The 13672-nt window shown below is 39.0% G+C and carries 10 protein-coding genes; 9 read left to right on the top strand and 1 reads right to left on the bottom strand.

Translation table 11 applies throughout. The features are described from left to right. Positions 1–114 precede the first annotated feature (114 nt). Both APA_RS10765 and APA_RS10760 read left to right on the top strand, forming a co-directional pair. Positions 115–465 carry a DUF1830 domain-containing protein gene (locus tag APA_RS10765; RefSeq protein WP_201322275.1) on the top strand — a complete coding sequence of 117 codons (351 nt, stop codon included), beginning with the start codon at positions 115–117 and terminating at the stop codon, positions 463–465. Between the two features lie 141 nt (positions 466–606). Next, positions 607–1902 (top strand): homoserine dehydrogenase, encoded by a 1296-nt coding sequence (locus APA_RS10760; RefSeq protein ID WP_201322274.1) that lies wholly within the window; start codon positions 607–609, stop codon positions 1900–1902. Positions 1903–1998: 96 nt separating this feature from the next. Here APA_RS10760 and APA_RS10755 read toward each other — a convergent pair whose 3' ends face one another. Further along, positions 1999–2811 carry a glycosyltransferase family 2 protein gene (locus APA_RS10755; RefSeq protein WP_201322273.1) on the bottom strand — a complete coding sequence of 271 codons (813 nt, stop codon included), beginning with the start codon at positions 2809–2811 and terminating at the stop codon, positions 1999–2001. A gap of 351 nt (positions 2812–3162) precedes the next feature. Here APA_RS10755 and APA_RS10750 point away from each other — a divergent pair, with 351 nt between their 5' ends. From APA_RS10750 to APA_RS10720, 7 genes are all read left to right on the top strand, one after another. Further along, complete coding sequence (locus APA_RS10750) at positions 3163–4365, top strand: glycosyltransferase family 4 protein (protein ID WP_236579500.1); 1203 nt, start codon at positions 3163–3165, stop codon at positions 4363–4365. Between the two features lie 49 nt (positions 4366–4414). Continuing rightward, on the top strand, positions 4415–5722 hold the full coding sequence (locus APA_RS10745; RefSeq protein WP_201322272.1) for an efflux RND transporter periplasmic adaptor subunit: 1308 nt from the start codon (positions 4415–4417) through the stop codon (positions 5720–5722). A gap of 65 nt (positions 5723–5787) precedes the next feature. After that, positions 5788–6621, top strand: coding sequence for a 2OG-Fe(II) oxygenase (locus APA_RS10740; protein ID WP_201322271.1), 834 nt, complete (start codon positions 5788–5790; stop codon positions 6619–6621). Positions 6622–7155: 534 nt separating this feature from the next. Then, on the top strand, positions 7156–8103 hold the full coding sequence (locus APA_RS10735; RefSeq protein ID WP_201322270.1) for a hypothetical protein: 948 nt from the start codon (positions 7156–7158) through the stop codon (positions 8101–8103). After that, positions 8100–11270 (top strand): glycosyltransferase family 39 protein, encoded by a 3171-nt coding sequence (locus tag APA_RS10730; RefSeq protein WP_201322269.1) that lies wholly within the window; start codon positions 8100–8102, stop codon positions 11268–11270. The genes APA_RS10735 and APA_RS10730 overlap by 4 nt, the downstream gene beginning before the upstream one ends. A 36-nt stretch (positions 11271–11306) precedes the next feature. Next, a complete protein-coding gene (locus tag APA_RS10725; RefSeq protein ID WP_201322268.1) occupies positions 11307–12260 on the top strand; it encodes a lysylphosphatidylglycerol synthase transmembrane domain-containing protein in 954 nt (317 codons plus the stop codon). Between the two features lie 16 nt (positions 12261–12276). After that, positions 12277–13359, top strand: a complete 1083-nt coding sequence (locus APA_RS10720) for a hypothetical protein (RefSeq protein WP_201322267.1) — start codon at positions 12277–12279, stop codon at positions 13357–13359. Positions 13360–13672 lie beyond the last annotated feature (313 nt).

Here is a 13672-nt window from a genome sequence, read left to right as displayed (position 1 = left end):
CAAAGCTTAAGAAACTTGGAATATGTGCGCTAGGTCACTGCTAGTCATGGGACTATCTAATAATCTGGGATCATAGATTGGCAAAGTTAGTAGCTACTAACAGGTTTTAAGAAAATGTTTAATATTCAATCACGTAAGATCAACCCCGATAACTTAGAAAATCAGCTTAATCAAATAACTTGTATTTATCGCAACGAAAGCGAAATAATGCAAATTATTCGCATATCGCAAACTAATGTTGCTTTTTTTGAGAGAGTCGTCCTACCAAATCAATGCATTCAATTCTCTACATCTGCTGATGCTTTTTTAGAAGTGTGTGAAGGGGTAATTTCGGGTTCAATTCAGAGTGATACTATTCCCTGCTATCAGTTAGCGATCGCTACAGATTTAAATATGAAACAAAATATTGCGATTGCTAAAGAATTGCATAGAAATTCTCAAGATGCATTTGCTGTAGCTGCTTAATCTTGATCATATAAAACCCAGAAAGTAGAAGGGGGCGCAAAGCGCCCCCTTCTACTTTCTGGGTTTTAAAATTCATCGCGTCCCAAAAAAACTACAATAAAAGCTAATAGAAATCGACAAAAATCAAAATAAATTAAGACTGTGACATATAAAGTTGGACTTCTCGGATTAGGAACAGTTGGCACGGGTGTTGCCAAAATTCTCCAAGACCCTGCGGGTCGCCATCCCCTACTACCTAATATCGAAATTTCTCGCGTGGGTGTGCGATCGCTAACTAAGCAGCGTGATGTGGAGATCGATCGCAATATTGTCACAGATGATTTGGAGTCGATCGTTAATGATCCTGCGATCGATATCGTCGTTGAGGTTGTTGGCGGGATCGAGCCAGCCAAAAGTTTGATATTAAAGGCGATCGGCAATGGTAAGCACGTTGTTACAGCAAATAAAGCCGTAATCGCCAGACATGGGAATGAAATTTTTACGGCAGCAAAACAAAAGGGCGTATATGTGATGTTGGAAGCTGCCGCATGTGGCGGTATTCCTGTAATCCAAGCACTGAAACAAAGTCTCGGCGGAAATCGGATTAGTGAATTAACAGGGATTGTCAATGGCACGACCAATTACATCCTGAGTCGGATGTATTTTGAAGGCGCAGATTTTGATGCAACTCTTGCTGAAGCGCAACAATTGGGATACGCCGAAGCCGATCCTACAGCTGATGTCGATGGCTATGATGCAGCGGACAAAATGGCAATTTTGGCGAGTCTTGCCTTTGGCGATCGCATCAAACTTGAAGATATTTATCGTGAAGGTATTCGTTCGATTACTAGTGCTGATATTGGCTATGCCAAAGAGTTAGGTTTTACGATTAAGCTCTTAGGCATTGCGCGACGTACTGACGGCAAAGATGACAGCAATCTGGAAATTCGCGTACATCCAACGCTAATACCGATTCAACATCCGCTTGCAAATATTCATGGCGTAACCAATGCTGTGCGCATTGAAGGAGATCCCATCGGTGAAGTCGTATTCTCTGGTCCTGGTGCAGGTGCAGGCGCAACTGCTAGCGCCGTGGTTGCAGATATTATTAATGTTGTCGCAGCCCTGAAATCTATGCCCAATCACGTCAATCAATTGATGGGCTGTTCCCACGAGCATTACGCTAAAATTGCCCCAATTGAAAATACAGTAACGCAGTTTTATGCACGGTTGCTAACCCATGATAAGCCAGGGGTAATTGGCGATCTTGGAACTGCTTTTGGCAAGCACTGCGTTAGCTTGAATGCAATTTTGCAAAAAAATACGATTCATGATGGACTTGCTGAAATTGTGGTAGTAACCCAAAGGGTGAGCGAGTATAACTTCCAGCAAGCGATCGCATCTATCCGCGAGTTACCAACCTTACACAGCATTCCGACAGTACTACGAGTTTTGTGAGTAATAAGTATAAAATCCAAAAAGGCAAAGTGCCCGCGTAGCGGGCGCTTTGCCTTTTTGGATTTTAAGCTTTTTAGCGGCGCATAAAAATTGTTATTAATTCTGAGAAGGAAAATTTGGTGGATATGCCAAATTTTCCTTCTCAGGACTTGTAGAATCAGAACTTGTTCTAGAAAATCGTTTACTGATAAACCAACTAAATGCTCTAATAAAATCGAAGCTAGAGGTCAGCAAGCGTTTTTTACCGAACTTAGTATATCCAGAATATCGAGGGAACCAAGGGGTAGGAACCTCTGTAATGTTGTAACCCAAGCCAGATAAAACAGCCAGCAAATAACGATGAGTAACAACATCCATAGGAAGAGCAGCAACTAATTCTCTAGGTACAAGCTTGATCCAGTTCATATCGTGAATTTTTAAGCCAAAGAGAAGACGGCATGTTGTATTTGCTACCTTAGAAGCCAGTTTTTTACCATCCCCACGATTTTGTCTCCACCCTGCTACTCCGTGGACTTCATTAGTACAAGCTTCTAATAATAAGGGAATATCCAACTCAGGATTAGATTCCAAATCTGCTTGTCCCCAAAGAATCCAATCGTTTTTGGTATTAGAGATCGCAGTTTTCCATACACCTGTTACCCCAAGTCGTTGAGGATGAGTAATTACTGTCAAAAAATCATGTTTTTGCTGTAACTGAGCTAAAATCCGGGGACTTTCATCAGTACTTCCATCATCAATCAGGACTACAGGCAAAGTAAATCCCAGACGCAAAAATGCTTTTTCAATTAAATGAAAAAGTCTTTCAAGGTTACCTTCCTCATTTAATGCAGGAATGACAATGGTTACAGACCGACTTTCTAAAGGCAGTTGTTGAGGTAGATTAGCTGTAAGCATTGAAGATCCTGACATAAAGATAGAAGGCTATGTAATGTTCTGGTTTTGTAAATCATAATTTATATTATTTATTCATGATTTTTCATAAAATACTTTATAAAATAATATTTCATTCTATGTATTTTGGCTTAGACAAATTTTGTCAGAAGATATCAGACAAGCTTTTAGTTAAGTCTTTCTATGCTGTGTGGGATTTATAACCCCAAAGACTTGCTGCGAATCCCGCATAATGAAAGCCATCCATCGGCGAATGTTCATTTAAAAAATAATTTATGAAATAAAAATCGATGGCAAATTTTTGCATGGATTTATTCGGTTTAAATTTCATAAATAAATCATTAGAACATTATTTTGAGCACTTTACTTATGTCTATTGATCTTCGTGACAAACATATCCTTGTAATCTCATCGGTTTATCCCACCACACCTGATGGTAATCATGGAGCATTTATCCGTGAAACAGTTTTGCAGATGCGATCGCTTGGAATCCGATTTACAATTTTCGCCCCAGCTTACGAAGGGTCACAGACTCATAGCTTAGATGATATTGAAGTTTATCGATTTCGATACTTTTTTAAACGGTTTGAAAATCTAGTTCGGGACGGTGCACCCACAAAACTACAAAAGCAACCTTTATATATACTAGTTGCCCTTTTATATATTGTGCTTGGGGCATGGCAACTGTTTTGGCTATGTAAAAAACAAAAACCTGACTTAATCCATGTTAACTGGCCATTTCCTCATGGTTTGATGGCTTATCCTGTAAATAAACTACTTGGCATTCCTATGCTTTTTAGCTTTCATGGAGCTGAGCTTCTGCTAGCTAAAAAATTTAGTTTTGTTGGGGCTATCTTGCGATGGCAAATACCAATGGCTAAGAGCGTCACGGCAAATTCTTCATTTACACAAGCTCTAATTCAAAAGCTCTACAGTGGAGATGTTAGTGTCATCCCCTATGGCTTAACAATTGAGCCTAAAGCTCCTTGCGTGAGAAATCTTGAAGAAGATACCAAACTTTTGTTTGTAGGAAGGCTGGATGAACGGAAAGGGCTGCGGTATTTACTAGAGGCTTTACCGTTAGTTCTTAGCAAATATCCAGTACGTTTACGCATTGTGGGTAAAGGGATCTTAGAACAGGAGATCAAGCAGCAATGCCAAGAACTAAAACTTGAGAAAGTAATTGATTTCTTGGGGTTTGTGAGTAAAGAAGAATTAGCGAATGAGTATGCATCTTGCAATATTTTTGTTTTACCAGCTATTGTAGATAGCAAAGGAGATACCGAAGGCTTAGGGATTGTTATGATTGAAGCATTAGCTCACGAAAAGCCTGTAATTGCCAGTGCTGTTGGCGGTATTGTTGATGTTATTCAATCTGGTGTTACAGGGTTACTAGTGAATGAAAAAGATCCTGAAGCTCTCTCTCAATCAATTATTGAGCTAATTGCCGATCCTGTTCGAGCAGAGGAATTGGGGCAGCGCGGACTCAAAGATATTCAAGTGCGTTTTGGATGGTCACGACTTATTTTGTTATGGCAGGATATGTTTACAAAAGCCTTGGCGAAAACATAATTTAGATAATTGCAAAAACTAGATTCTATTCATCTATGTAAGTGTAAATATGGCAGTCCCTCGTCCCTTGTCACGTCTTATGCTGGTACTTCTGGTCGTTGTTCCACTAGGAATTATTGGCGTTCTAGCAGTTACTATTTTATTGCCAGCTTTGAGAAATCCTGAATCTCGCAGCTATTCATCCGATATTGGCTATCCCGCCCAACAGCGTAAAGCAGGTAAACCAATTAAGGTGGAAACAGCAGTAGTGAGTCAGCAACCTATAGATGATTCTGTCTCAGCACCTGGTGAGTCGGTCGCCTTACAAGAAGTTGAACTTCAGCCACTAGTATCGGGATCTGTTGCAAAAGTATATGTACAAGAGGGCGATCGCGTAACTAAAGGTCAACAATTAATCGAGCTGAACAAAGAACTTTTTGAAAACATGGTTGACACAGCTCGTAATAATATTGCGATCTCTGAAGTCGGGCTTCAAAGCATAGAGCAGACCGCACAAGAGCAGATAGCTTCGTTGGAAGCAAACGTCCAAAGCCTAAGGGGGCGAGTGGCAATTTTTGATACTAAACTCAGTCAATCAGAAACTTTAGTTAAAGAAGGCGCGCTCTCAAGGTTTCAACTAGCAGATACTGAGGACTTATATCTGATTCGCAAACGCGATCTCTACACTGCTGAAAGAGAATTGGACCGTACTAGAAATGATCTTGCGCGTCAGGCAGAAAGCCTTGAATTCAAGCTAAAAAATGAACAACTTGCCTTGCAAAATGCACTCACAAATTTAGAGCGTACCGTAATTTATGCCCCAAACAACGGATTAGTGAGCCGAATAAATATTCATAGTGGTGAGGTCGCTAACTTGAATACAAAGTTGATGACCTTAACTCAAGATATTGTGTTTAAGGCTTATATCGATCAAGCCCGCCTAAATACGGTTAAAGTCGGCGATCAAGCAACAGTGAGATTTGTAGCTTACCCAGGTAAGACTTATACGGGGCAAGTGATCCGACTAAATCCCACTGTTGAAACTAATCCTACTCAAGGCAATGCTGGAGCCAACCGACAATTTACTTACTCGGTTTGGATTAGAGTGCAAGATTTGGAAATGGCTCCTGGATTACAAGGATATGTGCAATTTGATCAAGGTAGAAATAGCATGGTAATCCCCGAAAGTGCTGTCATCCATCTATCTGCTGGCGAAGGTATGGTCATGCTTGCCGAAGCAGGTAGAGCCGTAGTCAGGAAAGTTAAACTGGGAAGAACCTTTGCTAGTCAACGCGAAGTTTTAGATGGATTGGCTTTAGGCGATCGCGTAGTTCTTTCCCCCAGCCCTTTAAATCCTGGTGATAAGCTTGAGACTTAGCTTTATATTTTTCAATTTTTTGATAAGTACAAATTTTTTTTGCAGTTTAGTTTAAGGATAAGTAAATGCTAAAAGTCATTAATGAGGAAGTCTGCAAAGATCCTAAAAGTCTAAATAATCAATTCTTGAATGCAATTCCATTCGCTCATATTGTCATAGAAAATTTCTTGCATGAAGATTTGGCGAACACGCTAGTTTCACAATTCCCTGCATTGTCATTGATGCATTCTTCTCATCACTATTTGTTCTCACAAAAGTACGAGTTGTCATTTTGGTCTCAAGTATCTGATTTGTTCTCTCAATTGCATCAAGACTTGCTCTCGGATGAATTTAGTGAATTCATTAGCCAGGTCGCTGGCAAGAAAGTATTCATGGATGCTGATTACTGTGGTGAACTTCATCAAGCGCGTGATGGCGGATTTTTAGACATGCATGTTGATTTTAATTTGCATCCTAAAAATGAGACTTGGATACATGAGCTAACTCTCTTGATTTATCTCAATAGGGATTGGCAAGACGATTATGGCGGTGAGTTGCTGATGCACCATCATGACAATCCCAAAGTATATGAGGTTTCTCCAGTATTTAATCGATGCACGATTATAAAGTCTGACGAGACAACTTTTCATGGCTATCGGCGGTTAAATTTGCCTGAGGATATAACGCGGAAATCAATTTTAGTAAATTTCTATCGAGAAGTTGAACTAAGCCAAGTACCACCTCGCAGACCAACTGTTTGGGCAACTAAGGAAGTCTCTCCACTGAAAGCTCTGCTTGCCAAACTTTATAACCCGATCAGTACGCTTAAGCACCGATTATTTGGGCTAACGACAGCTGGCGATCGCGAAGAAGCTAAAAAGATCAAAGAGCAGATTAAAAAAAATCTTAATATAAGGTAGAAAAAAGCCTTGAATATTTTGATGCCAACAATTTTTTTGTAATCAAGAGGAAATTAGAAATCGTAATCAAAACAAGTATTAGAGATTTTTATGAGTTAAATTTGTATACCAATGAAAATTGTATCGCGATCGCTTAATTGGACATTGTCTCAAGTGAATAGGCAAAAGATCATTCTTTTTGTCGGTTCTCTTGTCCTAATCTTGAGTGCTAGATCAGCATGGTATACACTACCCTCTGACACTCTAGAATCCTTTGGTGTCAGTCTTACAATCGCTAACTACTACAGAATAGTACCAGTTTTGTTTGGCTTGCTTGGGATATTTTTGACTGTTTGGCAAGTCAGAAAACAAGCTCTGCGATTACTTTTTTGGAGTGGCTTACTTATAGTTTTACTATTTCCCTATTTTCAAGTTACTTGGTCACCTGCAATTACATTTTTAGCTAATAATTATTCTAGCCAGAACGCTAGAGTTGATCGTCATGTAGAAAGGAATTTTTCAGAGATTCAATCTCAATGGAAACAAAATATACTCTTGGATGAACCAGATACCCCATATGCAAGTTTAAACGCTTTAATCAAAAATAGTAGTTTTTTACAGGTGCCTTCTCTAGAGAAGTTTATTGCTAGTGTCCTTGGCTACGATGTAAGTTTTTTTGGATACATAAGTCTAAATTGGGCGATCGCAATTCTTGGCTTTTCGATTAGTTTATTTGGACTATATTTAGGTGAAAGCGATAAAGCATTACAATTAATGGCTAGAGATATGCGGAACTTGCTGCCATGGTTTTTAGTAGGCTTGTTATTCTTAGCTATATCAGTACTAGTACCTAATATTATTAATTATCAATTAAATATATACTATGCTAAAGGTGAATATGGCTTTGTTCAGAGTATGAGTAAAACTCTGGCAACGTTATATCCACCCTTACAGGGTGATAATTTCTTTTGGGAGCGAATGGCAAAAGCTGGTTATTACAATGAGCAACCTAACACTTCTCTAGTTGAACTAGTAAAAGGTTTAGAAGGCTATCGCCAAAAAGATTGGGATAATGCTGAAACTCATTTTCAGGAATCACTTAACCTGCAACCGAAAAACTTTTTAGTGAGAGGATACCTCGCTGCTGCGATCTTAAATCAGGGTATTAGAAATTTTAATAGTCCGAGTAATCGTAACGCTGCAAGTGCGGCTGATTCTTTTGAAAGAATTTTAACAATCTTTCCAAATCATACTGAAGCTTTGTATGACTTGATGTTAGCTAGAGCAGTTAATGGTGAGTTTGACAAGTCTGCGGATACTGCCTTAAAAATTATAGAGACGCAAAAATATGCTCAACGTCCACGTTCAGCTTTATTGGGGCAGGCATATTTACACCTTGCTTGGAAAGGCTTTAAAGATAAAGATTATAAAAATGCTTGGCTACGATATCGACAATCATTGGATGATAGCGCTTGGAAAATTGTTGTTGAGGAAGAGCAATGAAGAGATTTGGGCATTCTCTATTAGCTTTAGCGTTGGTTCTGACTCTAGGCTGTTTACTAGGGATGTTGGGCTTTGCAATATGGGATAAAGCCCCAACGCCATTGACTTCAGTCTCTTGGTCTCCTGCGGCACAGTGGATCGAATCACCGCAGCCAAGTTATCGACTATATGCTCGTCATACAGTCAATCTAACCAATAAGCCAGAGGCAGCATGGTTACGGCTGAGTGCTGATAATAGCTTTATTCTTTATGTTAACGGCAAACAATTTGGACGGCAATTAGCAACGACAAATAGTTCTTTATCTTTTGCTGCTCGTAATACCTTAGCCAATCAAAATATAAATGATAGTGAACCTTATGATGTTCGTCTTGAAAATCGATTCATAGGATATCATCACCACTGGAAACAAACGTTTTATGTTGATTTATCTAAAGTTTTGAGTACTGGCAAAAATGTAATTGCCTTAGAGGTTCAAAAGCAGCGACAGGATGCTCGTGTTGTGGTTGAAGGATATATTTATCCTGTGAAGGGAGCAAAGCCTCTAAGTGTTACAACTGGCGAATCAGAATGGAAAGTATCTTCACTTGCAGAAAACAACCAAAGTACTTCTTGGGTTGAACCAGATTTTCCCGATGAACGCTGGGTAGAAGCAAAGTTAGCAGGTGTAATTACAGAAAAAACTTTTAGTAGATTGAGTCCAAATATTTATGAACGCTTTCTAGAAGGCTCTTGGGTTACTGGAACTGAGAGTAATAGAGGGGAGCTTTGGTTCCATGGAGTTTGGAATATTCCACAATCTCGAGGACGTTCTTTTATTCGATTTTCTGGGGATGGAGAATATTCGTTGTTGTTAAACGGTCAAATGGTTAGTGAGTATGGAAGCGCTGACAGTAAAAGTCTACACCTATTTGAAGTTACCGATTTAATCCAAAAAGGTAAAAATGTTCTGAGTGCGAGGGTAGCCCGATCGCTAACTATTAATTCAAATGATTCGCAAAAAAGCCCTTTAGGCTTTTACTTAGATGGTTGGAGAGAAACTATCAATGATGAAATTGTTGATACGATCGCTACTGATTCAAGTTGGAAAACGTCATCAAAACCAAGCCTTGATGAATCTAGTCCGAGTGCGATCTTATTAAGACCTCCTTCTTCTCAAGAATTTAACCGTGAATTTGAAGGCAATGCCTATTTGCTTAACTATCCTAACTTTTTACTCCATAATATCGGCTGGCAATTATTGGGTATGGGATTAGCTATTGCTAATACTTTGCTGATTGGGCAATTGGGATTTTACACTTCGGGTGCTTTAAATTCGTTGATTGCTGGAGCAGGAATAATGATGCCAGGAACATTATTCCTAATCGGCATGGGATTGCTAAAACACCGTTATGCTGAGTCAGAGATGGGCATATTATTTGCTCATCCTTCTATCAATATCCTCATATTGATTGGGTTTGTTGCCATTCAAGTAATCACCTTGTTAGGTTGCATTTGGCACAATTCACAATACCCAGATAGCAATAAATTAAAAGTCTCATTGGCAGATGATAAAAACACAGCACCTTTGCTGAAAGATTGGGGCTGGTTATTCGCTAAGTTGCAATTATCTAGCTGGGGACAATGGATTTGGCTAACGACTATTGTTGCGATCGGGTTTGGCTTGAGAGCATATGACTTGGGCGCGACAGCAAGAGACTCCGATGAAAATACTTCCCTTGATGCCATCAGAGGAATTCTCAATACAGGTGCACCTGTTGCCACCTCGGGTATTTGGTATACTCGCGGACCTCTCTATCACTACTCTGTTGCTCTCTGGCTCAAGATATTTGGCTTCTCTTCTGAAAATGCCCGATTTACATCCGTTATTTTTGGGACAATCACCCTAGTTCTAGTCTTTTTGCTGACCCGTAAGTTTACTGGGAAAATATGGCTAGCTCTTTTGGTTACAGCAATTTTAGCGATCGATCCATGGGAGTTAGCTATTTCGCGCAATACGAGGTTCTATCAGTTCCTCCAAATGAATGTTATGTTTGCCTTCTGGTTCTTCGCTAAGGGATTTATTTTCAAAGAGGGGAAAATTTATCAACATCTGTTTTTTGTTTCGGCGATGGCTTTTTTGCTTAGCCAAGAAGGATACTTGACGCTTTTACCTTGTTTTCTAGTTGGATTTCTCTGCTTTTACAGACCATTTTCTCTGAAGAAGGATTGGTCAATTGTTATGAGTAGTGTCATGGTGTTAGTAATATTTGGCTTTAATGGTATCTTCTTTCTTATTCGTTGCTTGACTCCACCTGTAGGTATATCTAGTGGATCATCTGTACAAGTTAAACTACAGCTAGGGGATATTACTGGTTTTGCAGAAGGTTTGCTAGTTGGCAATAGCAGAATTAATGTAATCTATAGTTTATTTTTTTTATTAGGATTTGTTTATTTTCTAATCAAAAGAAATGCCAAACTAATCTTTCTGTTTAGTAGCGTCTGCCTTTTTTTATTGTCAATTACAATTTTAGTAGTTCAAATTTCTCCTCGTTATACTTTTGCAATTTATCCGCTTTTTGTGACCTTATCTGTTTACAGTGCATTTTGTATTTCAGGAAGTCTTGGGAGAATACTCGAAAACGGAATTAGCAACTTATTACCTTTGAGAGCGATCGCACTTTTTTGCGCTGCGCTACTGTTTATTGGTAATTTAGAACCGAACAGGGTACTAGCGGCTTATCAAGATGCTCTCGCTAGGCAAAACCCACAATTATTTGACTATGTCAAACAAAATTTGCAGCCTGATGATGTTGTAGTAGCCAACTTACCAGCTGCTGCCGCTGTCTCGCTTGGTAAACTTGATTACTTTTTGCCATCTCAAGGTATTTTAAGCCTTGATGGATTTTACTTAAAGAAAGGGCAAATGATTGATCGCTGGGCAGGTGGTAAGGTAGTTAACAGCATCGATCAATTTTCTGAAATATTAAGTAAGTCAAATCGAGTCTGGATTCAGCTAGATGACAATCCACAACCCAAAGAACCAAATCAAAGAAAACTATATAACTACGTTCGGGCACTAGGAAAATCGGTGTTTGAACCTTATGGGGTTCGCCTGCGTCTATGGCAAAAAGCGGATGGTATGCTTCCAAGCGAGACAAATCAAGGCAAAGACATAGGAAATTATTGAATTTTACCCAATTTTTAAAGCTGTTAGAAGCCATCTATGAAAGATAAGTTACCGATTTTTTTAAAGACAACAGTTAGTTTGGGGCTACTTGTCTTTATTCTTACACGTATTGATCTCAATCAAGTTCTGAGCCGCTTGCAATTTCTTTCTTTACCTTTTGTTCTTTTTGCTTTGCTATTTTATACTGGCTGTCAATGGCTTAGTTGTCTAAGATGGCAAGTCGTTCTCAAATCTGCGGGTTACCATATACCAATTCACTATTTACTTAGCAGTTATTTTGCAGGGATGTTTGTCAGCATTTTTTTGCCTAGCTCTGTTGGGGGAGATGTTTATCGTGTTTATCGAATTACTAAAGTAATTGACGCTCCAGAAGTAGCTTTTGCTTCGGTTTTTTTGGAGAGATTTACAGGGTTAGCAGCCGTTTTTGCTCTTGCTCTTGTGGGTATACCACCCGCACTGAAAATTATTGGCAGTTGGGATATTGTTTTGCTCTTCCTTGTATGTGCTGGCATTATTTGGGGAGGTTTTCTTTTAATCGCTAGTCCTTTGCTACTTAGTTGGAGTAGGCCATGGTTATCGAAAATAAGGCTTGGAAGTGTTTGCGATCGCCTTGACAAAGTTCAGATTATCGTTATTCAATACCTTAAACATCGCCAATCCCTTGGTCTGGCGATCGCAATTTCTTTTGTTATTCAGTTATCAATAATTTTTTATCAATATCTCCTTGCTCAACAATTACAAATTCCCATCTCATATTTGGAACTTTTGGTATTTACACCCATTTCTATAGTTGTGACCTTGATGCCGATTTCCTTGGGCGGGTTAGGTATTCAAGAAGGATTGTGGGCATATTTATTTACTAGAATTGGCTTAACAGCTGAACAGGCAGTCCTTTTATCTCTTACTTTTACAATACTTGGTTGGATTCTCGCGCTCCCTGGAGCCATAATTTTGTTGCTAGATTCCAAAGGCTTAAAAACCACAAAATAATAGGCTCAAGAAAAAGATGATTCTCAAATATTTATTAGCACTGACCACAGTATTGACTTCTTTTGTCTTCTCTCCAGAAAATTTTTTATGGTCTACTACAGGAAATAGAGCATCAGTTGCTGAGGCTCAAACGCCTTCAGGTTCGCAGTGGAGTGTTCTAACCAAAGTCGATCCCAATTTGCTGGCTTTCTTAGTAAAAGCTGTTGTTGTAGATAGCCAAACTGGTGCGATCGGTCGAAATCGGGAAGGATTTATGTCTGTTGGGTTTCAACGCTACTCCAGTCGATTTATTACCTATGGAATTTTGACTAAAAATGTGCAGTTGGTTGATATTGGAATCAAAATCATAGAATATCCTCTATCTTTTCAGAAGACAGAAGGAAGCTTTGAGGATTATGCTCCTGAGAGTAAGGGGAAGAGTTCTGCAAGTAGTGTGGCATTTTACTTAAATGATTTAGGTGAAAGCCTATTGCTATGTAAGAATTCCAGATGGTTTCAAGAAAGCAATGAAACTAGTTATTTGCGAACAAAAATCATCAAAATGAATCCATCCATTTCCAATTCTCTAACTTGGTTGATGTCACAAGAATCTGAACTAATCAAAGGAGACGGAAATGGAAGAGCTACAAATCGTCTGTGGAAAGATGCTAATGCCTATTATCTGACAGGTAGAGCTTTAGATCGAAAAGATGCAGTAAGACTAGGTGAAAAATTTGCCATAATGTCATTGCAACAACAGAATACTGAAGGTGCATTTTTAGAGCTATATGGTTTTGACAGTAGCTACCAAGGCGTTTCTATTCAGCAAGCGGTGCTATTTTACACAAATCTGAGTTCTCAAGCTAATCAAAGACCGATTGTGTGGGATGCTATTAAGCGAGCTGTTGCGCTCGAACTAAAATCCATTCTGCCTAGTGGTGAAGTCAATACAAAAGGCAATACTAGAGTTGCTGTGGGAGGGGAAACTTATTTTGATAAAGAGAAAACAGTAGATTACTTGGCATTGGTGAAGGGGCTAAGTTATTATCATCAGCTAACACAAGACCAAAGCATCAAAAATGCTTTAGATCGAGTATTTACTTTTTATTCAAAAAAGTGATTCCTTTCTGAATACAGTTTTATGGTTTCTTTAAACGAAGTTTAAAGAAACCATAAAACTGTATTTGTCGTGGGGGTATTAAGTAACTCAGAATAATTAAAACCTAGAGTCAAAATCTACACCGCCCACCCATCTGGCAGTAAAGTTTTTAAGGCTTTACATTTGATTGTGCCTACCTACTTTGGTCATTAAATAACTTGAGGAATAAGAGCCTTAAGTCCTTTGTCTGCCCCAGTAGGGATGACGATCGCAATAAATCACAAGACTATAATGATTTAACATAATCTGTATTGATCTAAGATATTTTGAATAG

Origin of the sequence: Pseudanabaena sp. lw0831 (assembly GCF_016584665.1) — a bacterium.
In the GTDB taxonomy this organism is placed as follows: Bacteria; Cyanobacteriota; Cyanobacteriia; order Pseudanabaenales; family Pseudanabaenaceae; genus Pseudanabaena.
The sequence above is the reverse complement of the archived record's forward strand: the minus strand, read 5'-3'. Positions and strand labels throughout refer to the sequence as shown.